The organism is Thioclava sp. NS-SX20 (genome assembly GCF_057380695.1).
On the sequence record NZ_CM170816.1, the window covers coordinates 1,129,808 to 1,154,544 of the forward strand.

Sequence of the window (24,737 nt, forward strand, 5' to 3'; positions counted from 1 at the left end):
AGTAACGCCCCTGAAAATAGCCGTTTCGTTTCGCTTGGGCCCACGCGGCAACACGCGAAGGGCCTGACGGCCCGACACCCCATGCCTGAACCGAAACGGCCCCGCGGGGGCATTTCGGTTCACGCCCCCATTTCGCCGCCCGGCACCCCAAGGACATTCCCATGGACGTCGTCGACCTGCCGCTCGAGCAGATCATTCCCTATGCGCGCAATCCCCGGCGCAACGAGCAGGCCATCGCCACGGTCGCGGCCTCGATCCAGGAGTTCGGCTGGCGTCAGCCCATCGTCGTGGACGAGGCGATGGTCGTGCTGGCCGGGCACACAAGGCTGGAGGCTGCGCGCAAGCTCGGCTTCAAGACCGCGCCGGTGCATGTCGCCAAGGGGCTGACCGCGTCGCAGGCCCGCGCTTTCCGGATCATGGACAACCGCTCGGGCGAGAATGCCGAATGGGACAAGGACCTCTTGAACCTCGAACTGGCGGACCTGTTGGAGGCGGATTTCGATCTCGGCCTGACCGGCTTCACCGAGGACGAGGTGAACGCGCTGATGTCGAGCCTTGATGCGGGCACCGGTCCGCAGGAGGGCGAAGACGAGATCCCGGAAACGCCGGAAGATCCCGTCAGCCGCCCCGGCGATCTCTGGCTGCTCGGGCACCACCGGCTTCTCTGTGGTGACAGCACGGTCGCCACGGATGTCGAGCGTCTGCTCGGCCCGGTGGAGCCGCTGTTGATGGTCACCGATCCGCCCTACGGCGTGGAATACGACCCGGGCTGGCGCAACCAGGCAGGGGCGGCCAAGACCAAGCGCACTGGCAAGGTGCTGAACGACGACCGCGCCGACTGGCGTGAGGCCTGGGCACTGTTCCCGGGCGATGTCGCCTATGTCTGGCACGGCGCGCTGCACGCGGCGACCGTGGCCGAAAGCCTCGATGTCGCGGGCTTCACGATCCGGTCCCAGATCATCTGGGCCAAGGAGCGGCTGGTCCTGAGCCGGGGCGATTATCACTGGCAGCACGAGCCCGCCTGGTACGCCGTGCGCAAATCCGGCAAGGGCCATTGGGCGGGCGACCGCAAGCAGACGACGCTCTGGCATATCTCGGGCAAGGATCAGGACGAAAAGACCGTCCACGGCACCCAGAAGCCGGTGGAATGCATGCGTCGGCCGATCCTCAACAATTCCAGCCCGGGTCAGGCGATCTACGAGCCCTTCATGGGGTCGGGCACCACGCTGATCGCAGCCGAGACCACGGGCCGCGTCTGCCTCGGCATCGAACTGAACCCGGCCTATGTCGATGTAGCCGTCCAGCGCTGGCAGAAATTCACCGGGAAACAGGCCGTCCTTGATGGGGATGGAACGCCCTACGACGACCTCAACACCAAAGACCGCTGAGGAATGGATGACCTGGCTTTATCTTCCGCAGGCCTGCCTGACGGAACAGGCGACGCATGCCTTTTCGGCCTCTCGCTCTGCTCCGGCGCCGGTGGCATCGACCTCGGGCTCACCATCGCCTTGCCCGGATATCGAACTGTGGGCCATGTCGAACGGGAAACCTTCGCCGCAGCCACTCTCGTGGCGCGGATGGAGGACGCGACCCTGGATCACGCGCCTGTCTGGGACGACGTTGCCACCTTCGACGGCCGCCCGTGGCGCGGCGCGGTGGACATCGTCACTGCGGGCTATCCGTGCCAGCCATTCTCCGTCGCGGGCAAGCGCCGGGGCGCGGACGACCCGCGCCATCTCTGGCCCCATGTCGCCCGCATCATCGGCGAAATCAAACCGCCCTTCATCTTCCTCGAGAATGTCGCCCATCATCTCCGCCTCGGCTTCCCCGAAGTCGCCAGCGGACTGGTCGGCATGGGCTACCGCCTTGCGGCAGGCCTCTTCACGGCGGCGGAAGTCGGCGCGCCCCACAAGCGGGAGCGGCTGTTCATCCTCGCCATCCGCGAGGGAGACGAGCTGGCCGACCCCGCGCGCCTGCTCTGGAACCCGCTCGAGTGGCGGGAACCGGACGGAACTGCTGCGGCTCTGGCCGACGCCCCGGGCCAGCGCGAACGAGAACAGGCAGACGAAGCCCTCGCCGTCACAGGTGGCGGGTCAGCACGGGATGAATCTCGCGACGACGGCCTCGATGTGGCCGACGCCGCAGACCGACAGCTTTCGGAGCCGGGGCTGCGACAGGCGCGACGAGAAAGGTCTGGACCAGATGGCGCGGGATTGGCCGACGCCGATGGCAACGGACGGAAACAAGCCGAGCGCCGGCAATCGCCGGACGGCAGACCTTACCCATGCCAGTCAGATGTGGATGACTCCGACAGCGCGGGATCACAAGGACGGCGCAACGACGCTGGCGAATACGCCGGTGAACGGCCTGCTTGGCCGCCAGGTCCTGGTGACGCCGATGGCTGGGCCGAATACCTCCGATGTGCGCCGAACCTTGAACCCGCTGTTCGTCGAGGCGCTGATGGGCTGGCCCACCGGGTGGACCGGCTTCGCCTCTGTGGCAACGGCGTGGTCCCCCTGGTTGCGGCGCATGCGCTCAGAACTTTGGCGGCTGAACTGCTGTCCGATGGATGACGTGACGGTATGAAACAGTCGCGCCTCATGTCGCTGGTCGAGGCCGTCGCCAACGTGATCGTGGGCTACGGCGTTGCGGTCGTGACGCAGATCCTGATCTTCCCGATCTTTGGCCTGCACACGACGCTGGCGCAGAACCTGAAGATGGGCGCGGTGTTCACAGTGGTGAGCATTGTACGGTCCTACGTCTTGCGGCGGGTGTTCGAGGCGATCCGATCAGTCTAATGTCCGTGTGTTCATGCTCGAAAGTCGAGCATGTGGCAGATAACGCACGAGGGCATATCGATAATGAATTTTGACAAGGCGATCATCGAGGGTCTTAAGAACCAGTTGGAGCTTGAAGGTTACGCGAACGATGAGCAGGACTTCGGCGTAGGACATGGAAGCCTGGGTTCAACTGCCTTTGAGCATCGAGAAGCCGATATTTTGGCAGACCTTCGGGCGATTGGATACAACGGTAGCCTTGAAAGTGCCGGGCGATATTTTGATGGCTACGGAGCGATCTATTGGATTTTTGATCCTGAGATCATGGATCGGGAGGAGGCTGAGGCGCAGTCCAAATTGTGGGTGCAGAGCTCGTTGAAACAGTCGGAAAGTCAACTGTAAGCTTCGTGCAGAACCCAAGTTGCTGACCGCCGCCCCCGAAGGACGGCGGTCATTCATTTCTTGGGTAGGTGGCCACAAGCGGCGGGGAGTTTGTAAACGCGTCCGCGCCCCTCGACCTTCTCCGAGGTAACTTCGAGTCCGAGCCTCTTCTTCAGCGCCCCTGCCATCGCGCCGCGCACCGTGTGCGACTGCCAGCCCGTCGCGGCCATGATCTCCTCGATGGTCGCGCCGCCCGGCGCGCGCAGCATGGCGATCAGCGTGGCCTGCTTGGTGCCCTCGCGCGGCGTGCGCGTCTTGGGCGCGGGTTCGGGGGCAGCGGCGGTGTCCGGTTCGATGCCGATGGCGGCAAGGCCTGCGTCGGTGACGACCAGCGTGACGCCGTGGCCATCGCCGGTCTCGCGCCAGACGGGTTCGCCCTTGCGCATGCCCGCCTCGACCTCTTCGAGGAAGCCCTTTGCGAGCATTGCGCCGACCACCTTGACGGCGGCGCCACCCCGCAGGCTCTCGGGCAGCGGCAGGGCGATGTGCTCGGGTCGCTGCGCGGCGGCGCTGAGGATGATGGCTTGGGTATCGGAAAGCTGGGTCATGGGGTCGTCTCCGTATTCGGGTCGCGTCTGTCGCGATCCCTGCTACGACCCCAAGCCGCGCCCGCGCGCGACAGAGGTCCGGAGATGCCGGAGGTCAGTCTGCGAATTCGCCTTCGCCGAACGCGCTGTCGGTGATGCGCTTCAACAGGCTCGCGTAGTGTTCGAGGGTGCCGACGTGGCCCCAGTTGATCTCGTCGGGCTGGGCTTCGAAGTGGTCATCGCTCAGCCCCTGCAGGCGGGCGAGCATCGCGTCGATCTCGGCCTTCTTGCCGATGAAAGCCGCCAGTGCGGCTTCTTGGTTCCTTTGGGCCTTTTCGGCGCGGAGTTGGTGGCGGTCGGTCATCATCCTGCCCCCTCAGTTCTTCTGCTCGATCATCGCGAGGATCGCGCAGGCCATGCCGCCCACAAACTCGCCGCGCCGAAAGACGATCTCATCGATCTCGGTCGCGCGGGTGATGGCCGGATCGACCTGAAGGTCGGCGGCCATGTGCGGAAGCAGGCGGGCGGCTTCGAGGTTGTAGCGTTCGGCGAGGGTCATGGCAGGCTCCGTAGGGTGCATCGTTTTCGTAAGATCAGCTTCGCTCTGCCGGGGCACATCATCCAGTATAATCGCAGCAATTACATGGCTTTAATCGGAGCGCGCGGATCATCTCATGTCGTCAGCCACGCAACCCATCGGCGTGATCGCGCGGCTCCTCGATCTCTCGGAGCGCCGGGTCCAGCAGCTGAGCCGCGAGGGCGTGATCCCGAAGGCCGAACGCGGCCAATACGACCTGATCGGATCGGTTCGCGGCTACGTCCGCTACCTGCGCGATCAGGCCGCGAAGGCGCAGGGCGGCGCGCCGGATTACGCGGCTGAGCGGGCGCGCTTCATTCGGGCGCGGGCTGATCTTGCCGAGATGGAGGCCGAGGAAAAGCGCGGCGCGCTGATCGCGGCTGAGCAGATCGAGGCCGCCTGGATCGCCGTCCTGGCGCTTCTGCGCACCCGCTTGCTCGCGCTTCCGGACCGGCTGGCGCCGCAGGTTTTTGAACAATCAACCGTCGGAGACACCCGGAACCTGATCCGAACGACCATCCGCGAGGTGCTCGATGATCTCGCGCAGCCAGATGTCCAACTCGAAGCCAGCGCTGACATTGACGGGCTCGCCGATCCTGAAGCGGACGGTGGAGACGGCGCTGAAGGTGCTGTGCCCGCCGCCGGAACTGACGATCAGCGATTGGGCGGACCAGAACAGACGGCTGAGCTCTGAGGCCAGCGCCGAACCCGGGCAATGGCGCACGAGCCGGGCCGAATATCAGCGCGGGATCATGGAGGCGATCTCGGACGCCTCGACCGAGACGGTGGTCATCATGTCCTCCGCCCAGGTCGGCAAGACCGAGGTGCTGAACAACGCCTGCGGCTATCACATCGATCAGGATCCCGCGCCGATCATGGTTGTGATGCCGACCGAGCGCGACGCGGAAACCTGGTCGAAGGACCGCTTCTCGCCGATGGCCCGTGACACGCCCTGTCTGCAGGGCAAGATCGCCGATCCGCGCTCGCGCGACGGCAATAACAAGATCCTGCACAAGCGGTTTCCGGGCGGGCATCTGACCATCGTCGGCGCGAACGCGCCCTCAGGTCTGGCCAGCCGCCCGATCCGCCTGCTGCTGTGCGACGAGGTGGACCGCTACCCCTTCAGCGCGGGCGCCGAGGGTGATCCTGTCAACCTCGCCAGGAAACGCACGGTGACCTTCTGGAACCGCAAGATCGTGCTGGTCTCGACGCCGACGAACAAGGGCACCAGCCGGATCGAGGCAGCCTTCGAGGAAAGCGACCAGCGCCAGTTCTGGGTGCCATGCCCGGACTGCGGGGCGGAACAGGTGCTGACCTGGGCACAGGTGCGCTGGAGCAAGGGGCCCGAGGGCGACCACCGGCCCGAAACGGCGCGCTACCACTGCGCGGAATGCGATGCGGCGTGGCGGGACGAGACCCGCTGGGCGGCCGTCTCAAAAGGACTTTGGGTGGCGGAGCAGCCCTTCGCGGGCGTGGCGGGCTTCCACCTTAACGAGATCTACTCGCCCTGGGTCAGACTGGAGGCGATGGTGCGGGCCTTTCTCTCGGCGCGCTCCGGCGGGGACGAGACGATGAAGACCTTCGTCAACACGTCGCTGGGCGAGACATGGGTCGAGACCGGGGAAGCCCCAGACTGGCAGCGTCTCTACGACCGGCGCGAGGCCTGGAAGCCGGGCACGGTGCCTGCGGGCGGGCTGTTCCTGACCGCTGGGGCCGACGTGCAGAAGGACCGGATCGAGGTCGATATCTGGGCCTGGGGCCGCGGGCTGGAAAGCTGGCTCGTCGACCACGTCGTGATCGAGGGCGGGCCCAACCGGCACGACGCATGGTCGGAGCTGACCGCGCTGCTCGACCGAAGCTGGCCGCATGAGCGCGGCGCGCATCTCAGGATCGCGCGGCTCGCCATCGACACGGGCTACGAGGCCCCGGCGGTCTATTCCTGGTCGCGGGCGCAAGGCGCTGCGCAGGTGTCGCCGGTGAAGGGCGTCGAGGGGTTCAACCGCTCGAGCCCGGTGTCGGGGCCGACATTCGTCGACGCGACCGAGGGCGGCAAACGGCTGCGGCGCGGAGCCCGGCTCTGGACCGTGGCGGTCTCGACCTTCAAGGCCGAGACATACCGCTTTCTGCGGCTGGAACGGCCGACGACCGAAGAACGGGCCGAGGGCGCGGGCTTTGCGCCCGGAACGATCCACCTACCGACATGGGTGGAAAGTGAATGGCTGAAGCAGGTCGTGGCCGAGCAACTGGTCACCGTCCGCACGAAACGTGGCTTCGCCAAGCTCGAATGGCAGAAGCTGCGCGAACGCAACGAGGCGCTGGATTGCCGGGTCTATGCCCGCGCCGCCGCCTGGATCGCGGGCGCGGACCGCTGGTCAGAGGAGAAATGGCGCGACCTTGAGGATCAGCTCGGGTCTGCTCCTTACGGTGACACCGATCCGGCCGGGCAAATTCACCGGCCAGGACAAGCCCCGCAGGGCAAGCGCCGCTCCGACTGGCTTGGACGGCGGGAAGGATGGTTTTGAACATGACCGACTGGACGGAAACCGAGCTCTCGGCGCTGCGCCGGGCCTATGCCAGCGGCACGACCCGGGTGAGCTACGACGGCAAGTCGGTGGACTATGGCTCGGCCGAAGACCTTCTGGCCCGCATCCGCACCATCGAACGCGCAATTGCGGGCACCACCCGGCCACTGCCGGTGGCCGGACTGGCTGGCTTCAGTCGCGGAGATCGCTGATGTCGGCAAACTGGTTCGACAGGGCCATTGCCTCCGTCGCCCCTCGGGCCGCCGCCAGGCGCGTGCTGGCCCGTCAGGCCTTCGAGACCCTGACGCGCGGCTATGACGGGGCCGCGAAAGGGCGACGGACGGACGGCTGGCGCGCGCCGGGATCCTCGGCCGACACCGAGATCGGCGTGGCCGGGGCGCTCTTGCGCGACCGGATGCGTGATCTGGTGCGCAACAACCCGCATGCGTCGAAAGCCGTCGCGGTGCTGGTCAACAACATCATCGGCGCGGGGATCATGCCGCGCGCCGCGAGTGGCGATGACAAGCTGGACCGCAAGGTCGACGCGCTCTTCGAGCGTTGGACAGCGGAATGTGACGCCGACGGCCAGCTCGACTTCTACGGGCTGCAGACGCTGATCTGCCGCGAGATGGTCGAAGCGGGCGAGGTGCTGGTGCGCCGCCGTCTGCGGCGGTCGTCAGATGGTCTGCCGGTGCCGCTGCAATTGCAGGTGCTGGAGGCGGACTTGCTCGATGCGACGAAATCCGGCGCCTTGGGCGCGGGCCGGCTGGTGCAGGGGATCGAGTTCGACCCGCTCGGCAAGCGGCGAGCCTACTGGCTCCATGCCGAACATCCCGGCGATGTCTGGGGTGCGCTGAACGGTGGGCTCGGGTCGCGCCCAGTCCCGGCGACCGAGATCGCCCATATCTACGAGAAGCAGCGAACACAGGCGCGAGGCGTTCCCTGGGGTGCGCCGGTGATCCGCAGCTTGCGCGATCTCGACGACTACGAGGTGGCCGAGCTGGTCCGCAAGAAGACCGAGGCCTGCGTCACCGCCATCGTCTTCGGCGACGACGAGGCGCAGCAGGGCATCGCGCCATCGGTCGTCGATGCCGACGGCAACCGGGTCGAGCAGTTCGAGCCGGGGCTGATCGCCTATGCGCGCGGCGGCAAGGACATCCGCTTCAACCAGCCATCGGCGACGGGGGGCTACGGCGAATACAAGCGGGCGAGCCTGCACACGATCTCGGCCGGGTTCCGGGTGCCTTATGAGCTACTGACCGGCGATCTCAGCCAGGTCAACTATTCCTCGATCCGGGCGGGCCTCGTCGAGTTCCGCCGGATGATCGACGCCGTGCAGTGGCAGCTCTTCATCCCGATGTTCTGTGTTCCGGTCTGGCGCTGGTTCACGGAAGCCGCATGGGCGGCGGGTCAGATCCCGACACCTGATGTGCCGGTCGAATGGCAGCCGCCGAAGTTCGAGGCGGTCGATCCGCAGAAGGATGCGATGGCCGACCTGCTGGCCATCCGCTCGGGCACTATGACGCTAGCGCAGGCCATCGCCCGGCAGGGCCGCAACCCCGACGCCGTGCTGGCCGAGATCGCCGCGACAAACGCGAAGCTCGACGACCTCGGCCTCGTGCTCGACAGCGACCCGCGCCGCGTCACCAAGACTGGCAGCGCGCAGACCAGCGACCCGGCGAAAGATCCCGCCGCTGACGACACCACCGTCGACGACCCGGCCGCCGACGCGGACGATGACCCGGCGCAGGCCGACCAACAGGACTGACCCCATGGATACAATGATTGAACTGCCGGCCCTGCGCCGGTCGGCGGAGCTTGCGCCGAACAGCGTCGACAATGACGCGCGCACCGTCGAGGTGATCTGGTCGGCGGGCGCACGCGTTCGTCGCGCCAGCTTCTTCGGCGAACCCTATGACGAGGAACTGAGCCTTGATCCCACCCATGTCCGTCTCGAACGGCTGAACGCGGGCGCGCCCTTCCTGAAGGTCCATGAGATCGACACGCTCGACGCCGTCATCGGCTCGGTCGTGCCCGGCTCAGTGCGGATCGAGAACGGGCGCGGCATCGCGCAGGTCCGGATCAGTGAGCGCGCCGATGTCGAGCCGATCTGGCGCGACATCCAGGCCGGGCACATACGCGCGGTCTCGATCGGCTATCAGGTCCACCGCTTCGACATCTCGAAACCCGATGGCGGGCGCGAGCTTTGGCGGGCGGTCGACTGGACCCCGTTCGAGATCTCGGCTGTGCCGGTCGGCGCCGATCCCGCCGCGGGCTTCCGCGCCAAGGGCGAACATCACGACTGCGTCCTCCATCGCCGGGACGCCCCCACACCGCAAGGAACATCCCCGATGACCGACAAGACGACCCCGGCCGCCCCGGCCGACGACACCCACGACACGGCAGCGACCGAGGAGATCACCATGCCCGACGACAAGACCGGCGCGACCGAGGCGCAAACGCGCACGGCTGAGACGCGCAGCCTGCCCAAGGCCCCCAAGCCCGAGGCCCCCGATACCGAAGCCATCGCGACCCGTGCCCGCGAGGCCGAGCGCGGCCGCGTGTCGACCATCTATGATCTGGCCGGCCGCCTGAACCTCGAGCGCAGCTTCGCCGAGGATCTGGTGAAACGCGGGATCAGCGTGGACGAGTCCCGCCGCCTGATCCTCGACCAGGTCGCCGCGAAATCCGACGAGACCCGGACCTTCCCGCATGTCTCGGTCCCCCTTGGCGGCCGAGATGAACGCGTCACCCGCCGCGACGCGGTGGCGAATGCGCTGCTGCACCGCTACAGCCCGACGCTGTTCCCGCTCGAGGATGCCGCGCGCCAGTATCGCGGCATGACGCTTCTGGAACTGGCCCGCGAGAGCCTCGGCAATGCCGGGGTGAACACGCGCGGCCTGTCGCGTGATGAGGTGGCGACCCGGGCGCTGCACTCGACCTCGGACTTCCCCGAGGTCCTCTCGGCGGTCACCAACAAGACCCTGCGGCAGGCCTATGACGCCTATCCCCGGACCTTCGCGCTCTTCTGCCGCCAGGTGCTGGCGACCGACTTCAAGTCGATGCACCGCGTCCAACTCGGCGAAGCGCCGCAGCTTCTGGAAGTGGGCGAAAGCGGCGAGTTCAAGCGCGGGACGCTGGGCGAGAGCAAGGAAAGCTACAAGGTCAAGACCTATGGTCGCGTGGTCGCGATCACCCGGCAGGTGCTGATCAACGATGATCTCGACGCCTTCACCCGGATCCCGGCCATGTACGGCAACTCCATCGCCCAGCTGGAGTCGGACGTGGTCTGGGGCATCATCACCGCCAACCCGGCCATGGCCGATGGCACGGCGCTGTTTCACGCCAACCACAAGAACCTCGCGGGCACCGGCGCGGCGCTGGCCGTCGATGCGGTGGGCGCGGCCCGTGCGGCGATGGCGCTCCAGACGGGCCTCGACAAGAAGACGGTGCTGAACATCCGCCCCGCCTTCCTGATCGTGCCCGCCGCGCTGGAGCTGAAGGCCGAACAGCTGGTCGCCCAGAACCTCGTGCCCGCTGCGACCTCCAGCGTGGTGCCGCAGTCGATCCGCACGCTCTCGCCCATCAGCGAGCCGCGCCTCGATGCCGCCAGCGCCACCGCCTGGTATCTGGCCGCGAGCCCGAACCAGATCGACACCATCGAATACGCCTATCTCGAGGGCCAGCAGGGCGCCTATATCGAGACGCGCAACGGCTTCGATGTCGACGGCGTCGAGATCAAGTGCCGCCTCGACTTCGGCGCCAAGGCCATCGACTGGCGCGGCCTCTACAAGAACCCGGGCGCGTAATGCCCACATCCTGAACCTTGATACGTGGGCGGTCCTGACGGGCCGCCCTTCGTCTTTCCACGAGGATCACCCCCATGAAAAACTTCGTCCAGCCCGGCAACACCTTCACCCTGATCGCCCCCTACGCCGTCGCCTCCGGCGATGGCCTGCTCGTCGGTTCCATCTTCGGCGTCGCTGCTGGCACCGCCGCCCTAGGCGAGCCCGTCGAGACCGCGCTCACCGGCGTCTTCGACCTCACCAAGATCGGCTCGCAGGCTTGGACCGCGGGTGTCAGGATCTATTGGGACGACACCAACAAGCGCACCACCAATGTGGCGACCTCGAACACGCTGATCGGCGTCGCCACCGAGGCGGTCGCGGGTGGAGCCGGTGACACCATCGGCCGGGTGCGGCTCAACGGCAGCTTCTGATGAGTGCTTTCGCCGCCGCCGTGGGAGCGCTCTTTGCGGATCCGAACATCGGCCGGGATGCGATCTACACGCCCGAGGGCGGCGCGCCCGTTCTGGTGCGCGTCGTCGCCCGGCGCGCGGACGCTGTCACGGATTTTGGCGACGCGCGGCTCTGGTCCGAGACCACCCGCGTCGACCTGCGCGTCGCCGAGGTGGCGAACCCGCGTCCCGGCGACCGTATCGAGATCGACGGAGACGCCTTCATCATCCAGGGCGAGCCGGTCCATGACCGCGAGCGGCTGGTCTGGACCGTGGATCTGAGGCCCGCGTGAAACTGAAGCTCAACATCGATCCCGACACCGTCGCGATGATGCAGGCCGAGGTAGCGGCGGGGGAGCGCGCGGTGACCGCTGCCATGCGCGAGGCCGGGACCGGGCTGAAGTCGGCGTGGCGGTTGCAGATCACCGGCGCAGGGCTCGGCACACGCCTTGCCAACACGATCCGCAGCCAGACGTTTCCGAAGGCGGGCGAAAGCCTCGACGCCGCCGCGCTCGTCTGGTCCCAGGCCCCGGTCATCGTCGGTGCGCATGACACCGGCCCGCTGATCCGCTCGAAGAACGGGTTCTGGTTGGCAATCCCGCTGCCCGCTGCAGGCAAATCCCTGCGCGGCGGCCGGATCACGCCCGGCGAATGGGAACGACGACGCGGGTTGCGCCTGCGTTTCGTCTATCGCCGGACAGGTCCGAGCTTGCTGGTGGCGGAGGGCCGGCTGAACACGAAAGGTCAGGCGGTGGTGTCGCGCTCGAGGACCGGGCGCGGCAAGGTCACCGCGCCGATCTTCCTGCTGGTGCCGCAGGTGAAGCTGCCGAAGCGGCTGGACCTGGCACGGGAAGCGGACCGGGCGTTGGACAGCGTGCCGGGGTTGATCGTGGCGAACTGGTTAGGGGCTAAATTGAGTAGTGGAACGATATGAGTTTTAAAGTTCTGTCTTGCATCTGAGGCAACTCGGCTGAGTGGTGGTACCGCGCATTGTTTGCTTGTGCAGATCCGTCGCGCGCTTCCCTTTCAGATACGACTTGCAACGCGAGATATGTTGTGTGTTCTTCATTCTAGAACAGACTTGCGTTGGACCCTTCATGAAACTAATAAACGTCGAATTGCACGAAGCTCTTATTTCAAAAGGCGTAACGCACCTCTATCATGCGAATACTGTGGCGACGAGCACGTCGTTCATCTTGGCCGGAGGGCTGTTGTCGAGAGGTGATGTCGAGCGCCGCAACATCTTTCAGACACCCCAATCTTCGGATGTTGATGACAGAAAATTCGACGTCTGGGATGACGTCTTTCTCGACACTGAGGATTTGCATAAAAAATTTCGACGCCAAAATAAATATGGTCCAGTACTATTCAAGTTCGACATTGGGTTCTTATTGAAAGATGATCTTGATGTATGGATTACGAAGAGCAATCCAATATATTGGCGGGAGGCACAAGAAGCCGAAGAGCGTTATTTCAAAAGTGTATCTGAATTAATCGAATCTTGGGATAAGCCGAGCTCGCAACAAAGAATGTTCACGGTAAGAAAACCTGGAGGCCCTGTTCTCTTTCCGTATCTGGATGCCGTCATTATAGATTACTTTGATGGCAACGTTTATGCCGAACAAGGTCTCCATGCCGGTACTGTTGCAGAGCATGCATTGTTCGCGGCGACTGAGAGCTTCAGAAGCCTGCGAAGCTTGGTGCAACACAGAGAATGCGGTAGCAGGTGTTACTGCGTTGAAAATTTCAGAAATGAGCTGTCGGATTTGGAGCGCGCTCGCTTGTTTTGCCCAAGGGATCTCATTCATTCGGGGCGCAATGATCAGTAAAGCGCAAATTATGAGATTGTCGGCTTAAATTTACCCCGCCGCGATTGCATAGCCGGTCTTCTGGCCAATATCTTCGGAATGGACTGCTTGCATGTCGTCGTCCCGCGAAACTATCCTCGCCGCGCTGCACGCGCGGCTTTCGGCGCTGCCCGCCACAGCCCTGCGCGGCGAGGTACTGCCCGAGCGCGTCCCGGCCGAGGGGTTGCTGATCCTGCGCGACGGCGAGCCGGGGGAACCCGAGGTGACGCTCTCGCCGCTGCGCTATCACTACCAGCACCGCGCCGAGATCGAGGCGGTCGTGCAGGGCCCCGCCCGTGACGCCGCCTTCGACACGCTGACCGCCAGAATCGGCGCGGCACTCGCCGCCGACCGGACGCTGGGCGGGCTCTGCGACTGGGTCGAGGCGGAAGCGCCGAGGCCGGTCGATCTGCCGGTCGAAGGCGCGGCCAGCCTCAAGGCCGCCGTGATCCCAGTGGTCCTGCACTATTCCACGGCCGACCCGCTCGGCTGATCCAACCGACAACAGGAGTTGAGACATGGCACGAGCCCAGGGGGCGCGGGCGCTGATGGCGCTTGCGTTCGAGACGACCTATGGAACGCCGCCCGCGAGCGGCTTCACCCGCATGCCCTTCGCCAGCACCTCTCTCGGCGCTGAGCAGCCGCTGCTGAACTCCGAGCTTCTCGGCTACGGCCGAGATCCGCTGGCGCCGATCAAGGATGCGGTGACGGCCGACGGCGATGTCGTCGTGCCGCTCGACGCGGAGGCCTTTGGCTTCTGGCTGAAAGCCGCCTTCGGGGCGCCGACTACCACCGGAACCGGCCCCTGGACGCACGAGTTCCGGTCCGGCGCCTGGACCCTGCCGAGCCTCTCCATCGAGACCGGCATGCCGGAGGTGCCGCGCTACGCGATGTATTCGGGCTGCGTGCTCGACCAGATCACCTGGCAGATGCAGCGGTCTGGCCTGCTGACCGCCACCGCTCGACTAGTGGCACAGGGAGAAACGGTCGGGACCACGACGAGCGCCGGCACGCCCGCCGCGTTGGAGCTGAAGAGGTTCGGTCATTTCAACGGGTCGATCACGCGGAACGGCTCGGCCCTCGGCAACGTGGTCTCGGCCGACATCACCTACGCCAACAACCTCGACCGCATCGAGACGATCCGCTCGGACGGGCGCATCGATGGCGCAGACCCGTCCATCGCGGCGCTCACCGGCTCCATCGAGGTGCGTTTCGCCGACGGCACACTGGTGACGCAGGCGATCAATGGCGATCCCTGCGAGATGGAGTTCGCCTACGTTCTACCCTCGGGCGAGAGCTTCACCTTCACCGTGCATGCCGTCTACCTGCCGCGCCCCCGGATCGAGATCTCCGGGCCGCAGGGCGTGCAGGCCACCTTCGACTGGCAGGCTGCCCGCGACAGCGTGGTCGGCCGGATGTGTACCGCCACCCTAGTGAACGACGTGGAGAGTTACTGATGCTGACGCTCGACCTGACCAATGCGCCCCGCTGGCATGACCTCGCCCCTGGCGTCCGCGTGCAGCTGCGCCCGCTGACCACCGCGCTGATGGTCGCGACGCGCAGCGATCCCGCCGTGGAAGCCGTGCCCGAGGAGGCCTCGGACGAGGAACGCGCCGTCGCCTTCGCCAAGGCGCTGGCGCGGCGGGCGGTGCTCGCCTGGGAGGGTATCGGTGATGCGGAAGGCAAGCCGATCAATCCCAGCCCCGAGGCCATCGACGCCCTGCTCGATGTCTGGCCGATCTTCGAGGCCTTCCAGCTGAGCTACGTCTCCAAGGGCCTGCTGCTGGAGCAGGAAAAAAACGGCTCCGCGCCCTTGCCGAGTGGTCCTTCGGCGGGGGCGACCGATATTGCCAAGCCTGCGCGCAAGCGTGCGAAGACTGCCCAAGCCGGCTGAACCGGCCGCTGACGCATGAAGGCTGGCAGGTCTGGGACCTCGTCGGCCGCCTCGGGGGGCAGCTGCGGGTGACCCCCGGCGCCATCGTTGGCTGGGACCTGACTGCCGCGCTCTCTCTTGGCGACGCCCTCGGTGTGCCGCCCGCCGTCGCTGCCGAACTTCTGCCCGTCATCGAAGCGGTGATGGTCGCCAAACTCAACGAACAGATGGAACGCCCAAATGGCTGAAAAACGCGTCAGCGTCCGCCTTGCGGCGGTCGGTGGTCGGCAGGTGCGCGCCGAACTGGAAGGCGTCGGTGAAGCCGGTGCCCGAGGTTTCGGACGGCTCAGCCGGGAGATGGACGCTGCGAACGCCCGGCTCGCGGCCTTCTCGCGCCGTGTGCGCGTGGCCGCAGCCGCCGCCGTTGCAGCGGCCGCCGCCGCTGGCGTGGCGATGACCCGCTCTGGCCTCCAGACCGTCGATGCACAGGCAAAGCTCGCACAGTCCCTCGGCACCACCGTCGCCTCGATCCAGACGCTGGAGCGCGCGGGCGAGTTGGCGGGCGTTTCGATGTCCGGCATCGAGCAGGCCACCAAGGATCTGACGCGTCGTCTCAGCCAGGCGGCCACCGGGAGCGGTCCCGCGGCCGACGCGCTCGACCGGCTGGGTCTTTCGGCCAACGACCTGATCGCGCTGCCGCTGGACCAGCGCGTCGGCGCGATCAACGCCGCCATCGAGAATTTCGTGCCTGCCGCCGAGCGTGCGGCCGTCGCGGGTCAGCTTTTTGGCGAGGAAGGTTCCATCGCCATGTCGCGCATCGACACTGCGACACTGCGCCAGGCGACCGAGGACGTGCTTGCCTTCGGCGTCGTCGTTTCCGAACAGGACGCCGACCAGATCGAGCGCACGAACGACGCCATCTCCCGGCTTGGGCTGATCTGGCGGGGGCTGTCGAACCAGCTGGCCGTCGCCGCAGCCCCGGCGCTCGAAGCGGTCGCCAACGCGATGGCCGCCATTGCCAGCCGCACCGGTCCGCTCGGCATCGCCATTCGCGGTCTCTTCGACAATATCGGCCGCCTGACCACCTATGCCGTGACCTTCGCGACCTTCCTCGCGGGCCGCTGGGTCGCCGGGCTGGCCGCCGCCGCACTGTCGGTCCGTGGGTTCGCCACCGCACTTGTCGTGCTGCGCGGGGCTCTGATCCGCACCGGCATCGGCGCTCTGATCGTCGGCGTCGGCGAACTGATCTATCAGTTTTCCCAACTCGTCGCACGCGTGGGCGGGGTCGGCGAAGCCTTCCGGCTGCTCTCCGATCTGGCCTCCGAGGTCTGGTCGCGGGTCGGGCTCGCGCTCGATGCCGCGCTGGCCCGCATGGCGGCTGGATGGGAGGGGTTGAAGGCTGCCGCGCTTTCGGCACTCGACGGCACCGTCGCGGGCGTCGTGGGTTTCGGCGACCGCACTGTGGCGATCTTCCAGGGCGCCTATGACGGCGCGGCGGCGATCTGGGGCAGCCTGCCGGGCGCCATCGGCGACTTCGCCTACCAGGCCGCAAACGGGCTGATCGGCGGGGTCGAGGCGATGCTGAACGGCGTCGTCACGCGGATCAACAGCTTCATCGAGGCCCTGAACGCCGCGCTGGCCCTGCTGCCCGAATGGGCCACCGGCGAAGGCGGCGTGCGGATCGACACGCTCGACGCGGTGGACCTGAGCCGGATCGACAACCCGTTCGAGGGCGCAGCAACGGCGGCCGGCACTGCGGCGGCCGATGCGTTTTCGGCGGCGCTTGCGCGGACGTACATCGCACCGCCCGATCTTGGGCTCGGCGCCATGGCGGATGACGCGCGTGCCCGGGCCGATGCCTATCGCGAGGCCGCTGGCATGCTGACCGATGCCGCGACCCGGCCGCTTGCCGCCTGGCAGGCGCTGAAGGATGCCGTGATCGGCTCCGGCACGGAAGCCGAGACCGCGCTGACGGATGCCGCAACCTCCGCCGATGCACTGGCGGCCGGGCTCGACGACACTGCAGTCGCTGCCAATGGCGCCGGTGGCGCTGCCCGCGATGCCCGCGATGCCGGAACCGCCGCAGGCGAAGGGGCCGAGCGTGCGCTGACCGGCTGGCAGGCGGTGACGGCGGCGCTCTCGGACTATGCCAGCCGGGCCCGGGAGATCGGTGGCGATATCGGCCAGAGCCTCGTCAGCGCCTTCCAATCCGCCGAGGACGCGGTCGGTGAGTTTGTCAAAACCGGCAAGTTGAACTTCCGCGATCTGGTCACCTCGGTGATCGCCGATCTGGCGAAGCTGGCGGCGCGGCGCTTCATCCTCGGCCCCATCGCCAACGCGCTCTCGGGCGCGCTCGGCGGCGCCGGCGGGATCTTCGCCAACATCTTGCACGCGGGCGGCATGGTCGGCTCGTCCGGCCCCTCGCGCATGGTCCCGGCCATGGCCTTCGCCGCTGCTCCCCGGATGCATTCGGGTGGCGCTGTCGGTCTTCGGCACGACGAGGTGCCCGCGATCCTGAAACGGGGCGAGCGGGTGCTCTCGCGCCGCGAGGCCCAAAGCTACAGCACGGGCGGCGGGATCAATGTCACCATCATGGCCCGCGACGCCGAGAGCTTCCGGCAGTCCCGCACGCAGGTCGCGGCGGACATCGCCCGGGCCGTCTCGCTGGGGCGGAGGGGGATGTAAGCCATGGCGTTCCATGAGGTACGGTTCCCGGACAACATCAGCCGGGGCGCGCGCGGCGGGCCGGAGCGGCGCACCCAGATCGTCGAGCTGGCCTCGGGCGACGAGGAGCGCAACGCCAGCTGGGCCAACTCGCGCCGCCGCTATGACGTCGCCTACGGTATCCGCCGGGCAGACGATCTGGCGTCGGTCGTCGCCTTCTTCGAGGCGCGGAACGGTCGCCTGCATGGCTTCCGGTTCAAGGACTGGGGCGATCATAAGTCTTGCCTGCCCTCGGGCACACCGGCGCCGACCGACCAGGCGATCGGCACCGGCGACGGTGCGACGACGACATTTCAACTGGTGAAGCGCTACGCCTCGGGCAGCCAGACATGGGTGCGGACCATCGCCAAGCCGGTCGCGGGCTCGGTCACTGTCGCCCTGAATGGCGCACCCCAGGCCTCCGGCTGGTCCGTCGATACCACGACCGGCGTCATCACCTTCACCACCGAGCCGGGCGCTGGCGTCGCCATCACCGCAGGCTTCGAGTTCGACGTGCCCGTACGCTTCGACACCGACGTGCTCGACGTGACGCTCGACCTTGAGCGGCTGGGCTCGATCACCTCCATCCCGCTTCTGGAGATCCGACGATGAATGATGAAACCGGATTTCTGGCGGCGGCGCTGAAGGAACTGCTCGCCTCCACGGCGGTGATCCTTGCCGCCTGGGGCGCGCTCGGGGGAGCGACCAATGCGCTGACCACGAAAATGCGGCTGCGCGATGCGCTGCGCCACATCCTGCTCGGCGGTCTGATCGCGGCCGGGATGGGCAGCCTCTCCATGGCCGTCATCACCCGCTGGCTAGGCCTGCCGCCCGAGGCGATCCCGGCCGGGGGCGCGGCGGGTTCCGCCGCCTATCTGGTCGGCGTCTTCGGTCCAGCCTTCATCGAGGTGCTGCTTGCCCGCCTGCGCCATGTCGGGAAAGGCGATGGCGATGCATGACCTTCTCCGCCTCGCGCGCTCCCTGCGCTGCGACCCGGCCGATCCCGGCCAGGCCTTCCGCCACCGCCTGGGCATCGGCATCGCCGTCGCCGCGCTGATCCTGATCCTCTCGCTTCTGGGGTAACTGCCATGCAGATGACTGACCGGGGGCTTCTGGCCCTCGTCCGGCACGAAGGGATCGTGCCAGGACCCTATCTCGATGTGAAACAGGTCTGGACGTTCGGCATCGGCCACACGGCCGCAGCCGGGGCACCCGATCCCGCCACGATGCCGCGCGGTATGCCCGCCGATCTCGATGCCGGGATCCGCGAGGCGTTCCGGGTCTTCCGGTCCGACCTCGCGCGTTACGAGGCCGCCGTCCTGCGCACCGTGAAGGTGCCGCTCGAACCGCATGAGTTCGATGCGCTGGTCTCGTTTCACTACAACACTGGCGGTATCGCCAAGGCCGCGCTGACACGGCACCTGAACGCGGGCGACCGGGCTGCAGCTGCAGCGGCCTTCATGGGCTGGCTCAAGCCCGTCGCGATCCGCCCGCGCCGTGAGGCCGAACGCGATCTCTTCGCCACGGGCCGCTATCCCGCCGGTACCATCCCGGTCTGGTCGGTGGATCGCAACGGCCGGGTCGATTTCTCGCGTCCGATCCGGCGCCTGACCAAGGACGAGACGCTGGCGCTGCTGCGCCCCGCAAGCGTGCCGATACCTAGACCATCCATTGTCGCTCCGTCTTGGTGGCGGAGGCTTTTGGACCATTTCAAAGGAAAGGCAACATCATGAACTGGAACCTCGCGCGTGGGCTGATCTACCTTGCCTGTCTGGCGGCCTCTGGTCTGGCGATGGCCGGGTTGGCTGATTTCGATCTGGCGACCGGCACCTTCGACCTGAGGCCCTTCAACCTCTACGCGCTGACCGGCGCTGGCGGCGGTGTCGTCTCGTCCGCACTGGCCTCTCTGGCGTTGCTTCGCGGCTGGGGGCGGAAGTGAAATCCCTCTCGCCCGCGCTGCAGGCCCATCTCGACGAGGGCACGACGACGCTGGCCTGGTGCTGGCGGATCGCCCGGGCCGATGGCGTCACCTTCGGCTTCACCGACCATGACCGGACGCTCAGCTTCGACGGCACCGATTTCGAGCCGGAAAGCGGGCTGACGGCGTCCGAGGTTCGCTCCGGCTCGGACCTGTCGGTCGATGCGCAGGACGCGGAAGGCGTGCTGACCTCGGACCGCATCACCGAGACCGACATCCTCGACGGCCGTTGGGACAACGCGGCGGTCGAGGTCTGGCGGGTGAACTGGGCCGACACCGCTCAGCGCGTGCTGATGCGGCGCGGAGCCATCGGGCAGATCCGGCGCGGGCGGCTTGCCTTCGTCGCGGAGGTGCGCTCGCTGGCCCATGTGCTGGGCCAGACGGTCGGGCGGACTTTCCAGGCGAGTTGCGACGCGGCGCTCGGCGATGCGCGCTGCGGCGTCGATCTGGAGGACCCAACTTTCAAGGAAACCGGAGCCGTGATCGATCTCCTGCGCGACCGGGCATTCACTGCCTCGGGCCTCGGCGGATTCGAGGTCGGCTGGTTCACCTTCGGCACGCTGGACTGGACGAGCGGCGCGAACGCAGGGCGGCGCACCGAGGTGCTGGGCCATGGCGTGACGGACGGCATCGCTGTGCTGACCCTGCTTGAGGCCCCGGTGCGCGCAATTGCTGAGAGCGACGGTTTCACCATCCGCGCGGGCTGCGACAAGCGGATCGAGACCTGCGGCGGGAAGTTCGCCAACACCGCCAGTTTCCGGGGCTTTCCGCATATCCCCGGCCAGGACGCCGTGCTGCGCTATGCCACCAAGGACGGTGGCCACGACGGGGGTGTGCTGTGAAGCACGCCGATCCGGATCGGGTTATCGCGGCGGCATGGTCTTGGCTTGGCACGCCGTATCACGACCAGGCGAGCCTCAAGGGCGTCGGCTGCGACTGCCTCGGGCTCGCCCGGGGCGTCTGGCGCGAGGTTGTCGGCCCCGAGCCTTTCCCGATCCCGCCCTACAGCCGCGACTGGGGCGAGACGGGCCCGCGCGAGGTGCTGGCCGAAGGCGCGCGCCTCATGATGCCCGAGATCGCTCCGGCCGATGCCGGTCCCGGCGCGCTGGTCCTCTTTCGGATGAAACCGCGCGCCATCGCCAAACATGTCGGGATCCTCACCGGGCCGGACAGCTTCCTCCATGCCTACGAGCGGCTCGGCGTGATCGAGGAGCCGCTCACGTCAGCCTGGCGGCGGCGCATCGCCTTCGCCTTCCTGTTCCCGCAACGCTGAGACCCCGACATGGCCACCCTCATTCTCGGCGCCGCCGGTGCCGCCATCGGCGGCGGTTTCGGCGGTGCAATCCTCGGTTTCAGTGGTGCGACGATCGGCGGGTTCATCGGCTCCACCATCGGCTCTGCCGTCGACAGTTGGATCGTGTCTTCGCTCGCACCGACACAGCGGATCGAAGGGGCGCGGCTCGACAGCTTGCGCATCACCTCCTCCACCGAGGGGGCCGTGATCCCGCGCCTCTACGGCCGGATGCGCATCGGCGGCAACATCATCTGGGCCACCGATTTCCGCGAGGAGACCAAGACCACCACGCAGGGTGGCGGCAAGGGCGGTGGGGGCGGCAAGGTCAAGACCACCGAGTATCTCTACTATGCCTCCTTCGCCGTGGCGCTCTGCGAGGGGCCGATCACCGGCATCGGGCGCGTCTGGGCGGACGGCAAGCCGATGGACCTCTCCGGCGTCACCTGGCGCTGGTATCCGGGCGACGAGGCGCAGGCGGCCGATCCGTTCATCGCCGCGAAGATGGGCGCGGCGAACACGCCCGCCTATCGCGGCACCGCCTATGTCGTTTTCGAGGAACTGCCGCTGTCGAGCTACGGCAACCGCCTGCCGCAGCTCTCCTTCGAGGTCTTCCGACCGCTCGCCGATTCCGACACCGCCGAGGGACTGACCCGTGCCGTCACCCTGATCCCGGCTTCGGGGGAATTCACCTATGCGACGCAGGCCATCCGCAAATCCTCTGGCGGCGCGACGCAGGCCGAAAACCTGAACGCGCTGCCCGAGACCGCCGACATGGTCGTCGCGCTCGACCGGCTGCAGGCCATGGCACCGGCCGTCGAGAGCGTCAGCCTCGTCGTCGCCTGGTTCGGCGACGACCTGCAGGCGGGTTCCTGCAAACTGCGCCCCGGCGTCGAGGTCTCGGCGAAATCCACCACGCCGGTTGGCTGGTTGGTCAATGGCGTCAGCCGCGCCAATGCCATCCTCGTCAGCCGCGACGCCGAGGATCGCCCCGTCTATGGCGGCACGCCCGCCGATTTCGCGGTGGTGCAGGCGATCCGGGAGATGAAGGCGCGCGGGCTGCGCGTCACCTTCTATCCCTTCACCCTGATGGACGTCCCGCCCGGCAACACGCTGCCGAACCCGTATTCCGACAACGCCGCCGAGATGGGACAGCCGACATTCCCTTGGCGCGGCCGGATCACATGTTCGCCCGCGGCAGGCTATGCCGGGAGCGTGGACAAGACAGCCACGGCGTCGAGCCAGGTCGCAGCCTTTTTCGGCAGCGCGGCCCCCTCTGACTTCACGATCTCGGGCGACACCGTCTCCTGGACCGGTTCGTCCGGGGACTGGGGCCTGCGCCGCATGATGCTGCACTACGCCCATCTCTGCGCGGCGGCGGGCGGGGTCGATGCCTTCCTGATCGGCTCGGAGATGCGCGGGCTGACCACCATCCGCTCGGGTGCCAGCACTTATCCGGCCGTCACCGCGTTCAAGGCACTCGCCGCCGATGTTCGTGCCATTCTCGGCGCGGGCACGGAGATCGGCTATGCAGCCGACTGGTCGGAATACTTCGGGCATCACCCGGGCGACGGCTCGGGCGATGTGTTCTTCCACCTCGACCCGCTCTGGGCCGATCCGGAGATCGATTTCGTCGGTATCGACAATTACATGCCGCTGTCGGACTGGCGCGACGGCTTCGGGCACGCCGACGCGGCCGAGGGCTGGCCCGCGATCTACGACCGGGCCTATCTGCAGGCGAACATCGCGGGCCGTGAGGGGTTCGACTGGTTCTATGCCAGTGCCGCCGACCGCTCTGCGCAAGTCCGGGCCCCGATCACGGATGGCGCAGCCGGCAAGCCATGGGTCTTCCGCTACAAGGATCTGCGCGCCTGGTGGTCGAACGCGCATTACGACCGCCCGGGCGGGGTGGAGAGCAGCACGCCGACCGCATGGGTGCCGCAATCGAAGCCGATCCGCTTCAACGAACTCGGCTGCCCGGCCATCGACCGAGGCACCAACCAACCCAACGTCTTCTTCGACCCGAAGTCGTCGGAGAGCTTCACGCCGTATTTCTCGCGGGGCTGGCGCGACGACACGATCCAGCGCGCCTATCTCGAGGCGACCTATCTCTTCTGGGGTGAGGCTGCGAACAACCCGCTGTCCTCGGTCTACGGCGGCCCGATGGTCGATGTGCCGGAATGCGCGGCCTGGACCTGGGACGCGCGGCCGTATCCGTTCTTCCCCGAACTGACCGATGTCTGGACCGATGGCCCCAACTGGCGGCTCGGCCATTGGCTGACCGGGCGGCTCGGGGCGGTGTCGCTCGCCGCGCTTGTGCGGCATCTCTGCCTGCGCGCCGGGCTGCCCGAGGATCGCATCGAAGTCACCGGTCTCTGGGGCGCGGTCGAGGGCTATGCCATCGGCGCGTTGGAAAGTCCGCGCGCATCGATCACCACGCTGGCGCGGCACTTCGGGTTCGACGCCGTTGAGACCGAAGGCGTCATCCGCTTCGTCATGCGCGGTCGGGCAGCGGTGGCAAGCGTCGTACCCGACGATCTGGTCGCCGCCCGCGAGGGCGACGTGTTGGAGCTGACGCGCGGACAGGAGACCGAACTGCCGCAGGCCTTGAAATGGCAGGTCGCCCGGGCCGACGAAGATTACGACGCGGCCCTCGTCGAGGCGCGGCGCATCACTGTGGACACCACGCGCATTGCCTCCGAAAGCTTTCCGATGGCGGTGCCCCCCGAGGAGGCCGAGCGCCGCTGTCGCCGCGCGCTGATGGAAGCCTGGACGGGTCGGGAAAGCGCGGCGTTCCGCCTGCCGCCCTCGCGGCTCGCGCTCGATCCGGCCGATGTGATGATGCTCGCTCATGACGGCCGGTCCGTCCCGCTGCGGCTCGTCTCCATTGCCGACGCCGACGCACGCGGCATCGAGGCCGTCCGTCAGGATCGGGAGGCCTACGATCTGCCGCCCGGCGCGCCGCGACCTTCGGCGCTGTCGCAGGCCGTCGTCTTCGGTGCGCCCGAGGCGGTCCTCCTCGACCTGCCGCAGCTGAAAGAAGATCAGCCCGCGCATCGGCCCTTCGCAGCGGCGCATGCACTGCCGTGGCCGGGCGAGATGGCGGTCTACCGCAGCCCCTCTTCGGACGGGTTCGACCTGCTGACCACGTTTGGCAGCCGCTCCCGGATCGGCACGCTGGTCTCGGACTTCTACGCCGGGCCGACGTCGCGGTTCGACCTTGGCAACGTGCTGGTCGTCGATCTGCTGACCGGCACGCTGGAAAGCGTCACCGACCTGACCCTCTTCGGCGGTGCCAATGCCATCGCCATCGAGAGCGCGCCCGGTGTCTGGGAGATCGTGCAGGCGGGCGCGGCCGAACTGATCGCCCCCGGCCGGTATCGCCTGACCCGACTCCTTCGCGGCCAGCGCGGGACCGAAGGTGCCATGGGCAACCCGGCGCCCGCCGGCGCGCGGGTCGTGGTGCTCGACGCAGCGTTGACATCACTGCCTATCGCCGAGGCCGATCTCGGATTGCCGTGGAACTGGCGCATCGGCCCGGCAAGCCGCCCGGTCAGCGACGAGACGTATGTCGCGCAGTCCTTCACGCCCGCAGGCGTGGGGCTGCGACCATTCTCCGTCGCGCATGTCGAACAGCCATGGCGCAGACCGCGAGCGCCGGGCGACCTGACGATCCGCTGGACGCGCCGGTCCCGCGCGCTCGCGGCCGACAGCTGGGGCGGGCTCGAGGTTCCGCTGGCCGAGGAGCTGGAGGCCTATGAGGTCGAGATCCTCGACGGCGCCACCGTCAAGCGGGTGCTGAGCGCGGCCACCACCACCGTAGTCTACACCGCTGCCGGTCAGACCGCCGACTGGGGCGTGCTGCTCGGCCCGGGCGACACGCTCGACATCCGCATCTACCAGCTGTCTGCCCTCGTAGGGCGGGGCGCGCCGCAATCCGTCACGCTGATCTTCTGAAGGCCAT

The 24,737-nt window shown here is 67.3% G+C and carries 28 protein-coding genes; 25 read left to right on the forward strand and 3 right to left on the reverse strand.

Going from position 1 to position 24,737, the window contains the following annotated elements; translation table 11 throughout:
* The first annotated feature begins 161 nt into the window (after positions 1-161).
* The 4 genes from AC2ISB_RS05680 (at position 162) to AC2ISB_RS05695 (ending at position 3,179) form a co-directional block, all read left to right on the forward strand.
* A complete protein-coding gene (locus AC2ISB_RS05680; RefSeq protein WP_486576520.1) occupies positions 162-1,388 on the forward strand; it encodes a DNA modification methylase in 1,227 nt (408 codons plus the stop codon).
* Positions 1,389-1,391: 3 nt separating this feature from the next.
* Positions 1,392-2,573 (forward strand): DNA cytosine methyltransferase, encoded by a 1,182-nt coding sequence (locus AC2ISB_RS05685; protein WP_486576522.1) that lies wholly within the window; start codon positions 1,392-1,394, stop codon positions 2,571-2,573.
* A 9-nt stretch (positions 2,574-2,582) separates the two neighbouring features.
* Positions 2,583-2,798: a DUF7220 family protein gene (locus tag AC2ISB_RS05690; protein ID WP_486576524.1), complete on the forward strand. Its 216-nt coding sequence runs from the start codon at positions 2,583-2,585 to the stop codon at positions 2,796-2,798.
* A gap of 63 nt (positions 2,799-2,861) precedes the next feature.
* Positions 2,862-3,179, forward strand: coding sequence for a hypothetical protein (locus AC2ISB_RS05695; protein WP_486576525.1), 318 nt, complete (start codon positions 2,862-2,864; stop codon positions 3,177-3,179).
* 53 nt (positions 3,180-3,232) lie between these two features.
* Here the strand turns inward: AC2ISB_RS05695 and AC2ISB_RS05700 are convergent, their stop codons facing one another.
* The 3 genes from AC2ISB_RS05700 to AC2ISB_RS05710 all read right to left on the reverse strand — a co-directional run bounded on the left by AC2ISB_RS05700 (position 3,233) and on the right by AC2ISB_RS05710 (position 4,304).
* Positions 3,233-3,766, reverse strand: a complete 534-nt coding sequence (locus AC2ISB_RS05700) for a DUF3489 domain-containing protein (RefSeq protein WP_486576527.1) — start codon at positions 3,764-3,766, stop codon at positions 3,233-3,235.
* Positions 3,767-3,860: 94 nt separating this feature from the next.
* On the reverse strand, positions 3,861-4,112 hold the full coding sequence (locus AC2ISB_RS05705; RefSeq protein ID WP_486576529.1) for a hypothetical protein: 252 nt from the start codon (positions 4,110-4,112) through the stop codon (positions 3,861-3,863).
* Between the two features lie 9 nt (positions 4,113-4,121).
* Positions 4,122-4,304, reverse strand: a complete 183-nt coding sequence (locus AC2ISB_RS05710; RefSeq protein ID WP_486576531.1) for a hypothetical protein — start codon at positions 4,302-4,304, stop codon at positions 4,122-4,124.
* A 551-nt stretch (positions 4,305-4,855) separates the two neighbouring features.
* Here AC2ISB_RS05710 and AC2ISB_RS05715 point away from each other — a divergent pair.
* From AC2ISB_RS05715 to AC2ISB_RS05815, 21 genes are all read left to right on the forward strand, one after another.
* Positions 4,856-6,844, forward strand: coding sequence for a phage terminase large subunit family protein (locus AC2ISB_RS05715; protein ID WP_486576533.1), 1,989 nt, complete (start codon positions 4,856-4,858; stop codon positions 6,842-6,844).
* Positions 6,845-6,846: 2 nt separating this feature from the next.
* Positions 6,847-7,056 carry a phage head-tail joining protein gene (locus AC2ISB_RS05720; RefSeq protein ID WP_028030714.1) on the forward strand — a complete coding sequence of 70 codons (210 nt, stop codon included), beginning with the start codon at positions 6,847-6,849 and terminating at the stop codon, positions 7,054-7,056.
* Entirely contained in the window at positions 7,056-8,612 is a 1,557-nt protein-coding gene (locus tag AC2ISB_RS05725; RefSeq protein ID WP_486576535.1) for a phage portal protein, read from the forward strand. Before AC2ISB_RS05720 ends, AC2ISB_RS05725 begins: the two co-directional genes overlap by 1 nt.
* A 4-nt stretch (positions 8,613-8,616) precedes the next feature.
* On the forward strand, positions 8,617-10,653 hold the full coding sequence (locus AC2ISB_RS05730; protein WP_486576537.1) for a prohead protease/major capsid protein fusion protein: 2,037 nt from the start codon (positions 8,617-8,619) through the stop codon (positions 10,651-10,653).
* Positions 10,654-10,727: 74 nt separating this feature from the next.
* Complete coding sequence (locus tag AC2ISB_RS05735) at positions 10,728-11,063, forward strand: DUF2190 family protein (RefSeq protein WP_486576539.1); 336 nt, start codon at positions 10,728-10,730, stop codon at positions 11,061-11,063.
* Positions 11,063-11,374 carry a head-tail joining protein gene (locus AC2ISB_RS05740; RefSeq protein ID WP_486576541.1) on the forward strand — a complete coding sequence of 104 codons (312 nt, stop codon included), beginning with the start codon at positions 11,063-11,065 and terminating at the stop codon, positions 11,372-11,374. The genes AC2ISB_RS05735 and AC2ISB_RS05740 overlap by 1 nt, the downstream gene beginning before the upstream one ends.
* Positions 11,371-12,015, forward strand: a complete 645-nt coding sequence (locus AC2ISB_RS05745) for a DUF6441 family protein (protein ID WP_486576542.1) — start codon at positions 11,371-11,373, stop codon at positions 12,013-12,015. The genes AC2ISB_RS05740 and AC2ISB_RS05745 overlap by 4 nt, the downstream gene beginning before the upstream one ends.
* Before the next feature lie 163 nt (positions 12,016-12,178).
* Entirely contained in the window at positions 12,179-12,910 is a 732-nt protein-coding gene (locus AC2ISB_RS05750; protein WP_486576544.1) for a hypothetical protein, read from the forward strand.
* A gap of 91 nt (positions 12,911-13,001) precedes the next feature.
* Entirely contained in the window at positions 13,002-13,421 is a 420-nt protein-coding gene (locus AC2ISB_RS05755; RefSeq protein ID WP_486576546.1) for an RNA-binding protein, read from the forward strand.
* 25 nt (positions 13,422-13,446) lie between these two features.
* Positions 13,447-14,385: a phage tail tube protein gene (locus AC2ISB_RS05760; RefSeq protein WP_486576548.1), complete on the forward strand. Its 939-nt coding sequence runs from the start codon at positions 13,447-13,449 to the stop codon at positions 14,383-14,385.
* Entirely contained in the window at positions 14,385-14,822 is a 438-nt protein-coding gene (locus AC2ISB_RS05765) for a hypothetical protein (protein WP_486576550.1), read from the forward strand. The genes AC2ISB_RS05760 and AC2ISB_RS05765 overlap by 1 nt, the downstream gene beginning before the upstream one ends.
* A 68-nt stretch (positions 14,823-14,890) precedes the next feature.
* Positions 14,891-15,049: a DUF7697 family protein gene (locus tag AC2ISB_RS05770; protein WP_486576552.1), complete on the forward strand. Its 159-nt coding sequence runs from the start codon at positions 14,891-14,893 to the stop codon at positions 15,047-15,049.
* The gene (locus AC2ISB_RS05775) at positions 15,042-17,486 is read left to right on the forward strand and encodes a phage tail tape measure C-terminal domain-containing protein (protein ID WP_486576554.1); all 2,445 of its coding nucleotides are present in this window, start codon (positions 15,042-15,044) and stop codon (positions 17,484-17,486) included. Before AC2ISB_RS05770 ends, AC2ISB_RS05775 begins: the two co-directional genes overlap by 8 nt.
* A gap of 3 nt (positions 17,487-17,489) precedes the next feature.
* The gene (locus AC2ISB_RS05780) at positions 17,490-18,116 is read left to right on the forward strand and encodes a phage distal tail protein, Rcc01695 family (protein ID WP_486576556.1); all 627 of its coding nucleotides are present in this window, start codon (positions 17,490-17,492) and stop codon (positions 18,114-18,116) included.
* Positions 18,113-18,463 carry a hypothetical protein gene (locus AC2ISB_RS05785; RefSeq protein WP_486576558.1) on the forward strand — a complete coding sequence of 117 codons (351 nt, stop codon included), beginning with the start codon at positions 18,113-18,115 and terminating at the stop codon, positions 18,461-18,463. The genes AC2ISB_RS05780 and AC2ISB_RS05785 overlap by 4 nt, the downstream gene beginning before the upstream one ends.
* Positions 18,456-18,587, forward strand: coding sequence for a hypothetical protein (locus AC2ISB_RS05790; RefSeq protein ID WP_263740042.1), 132 nt, complete (start codon positions 18,456-18,458; stop codon positions 18,585-18,587). The genes AC2ISB_RS05785 and AC2ISB_RS05790 overlap by 8 nt, the downstream gene beginning before the upstream one ends.
* Before the next feature lie 5 nt (positions 18,588-18,592).
* Positions 18,593-19,237: a lysozyme gene (locus AC2ISB_RS05795; RefSeq protein ID WP_486576560.1), complete on the forward strand. Its 645-nt coding sequence runs from the start codon at positions 18,593-18,595 to the stop codon at positions 19,235-19,237.
* The gene (locus AC2ISB_RS05800; protein ID WP_119896236.1) at positions 19,234-19,443 is read left to right on the forward strand and encodes a hypothetical protein; all 210 of its coding nucleotides are present in this window, start codon (positions 19,234-19,236) and stop codon (positions 19,441-19,443) included. The genes AC2ISB_RS05795 and AC2ISB_RS05800 overlap by 4 nt, the downstream gene beginning before the upstream one ends.
* Positions 19,440-20,324, forward strand: coding sequence for a DUF2163 domain-containing protein (locus AC2ISB_RS05805; protein WP_486576562.1), 885 nt, complete (start codon positions 19,440-19,442; stop codon positions 20,322-20,324). Before AC2ISB_RS05800 ends, AC2ISB_RS05805 begins: the two co-directional genes overlap by 4 nt.
* Positions 20,321-20,755 carry an NlpC/P60 family protein gene (locus tag AC2ISB_RS05810; RefSeq protein WP_486576564.1) on the forward strand — a complete coding sequence of 145 codons (435 nt, stop codon included), beginning with the start codon at positions 20,321-20,323 and terminating at the stop codon, positions 20,753-20,755. Before AC2ISB_RS05805 ends, AC2ISB_RS05810 begins: the two co-directional genes overlap by 4 nt.
* Before the next feature lie 9 nt (positions 20,756-20,764).
* Entirely contained in the window at positions 20,765-24,730 is a 3,966-nt protein-coding gene (locus AC2ISB_RS05815; protein WP_486576566.1) for a baseplate multidomain protein megatron, read from the forward strand.
* The last annotated feature ends 7 nt before the right edge of the window (positions 24,731-24,737 follow it).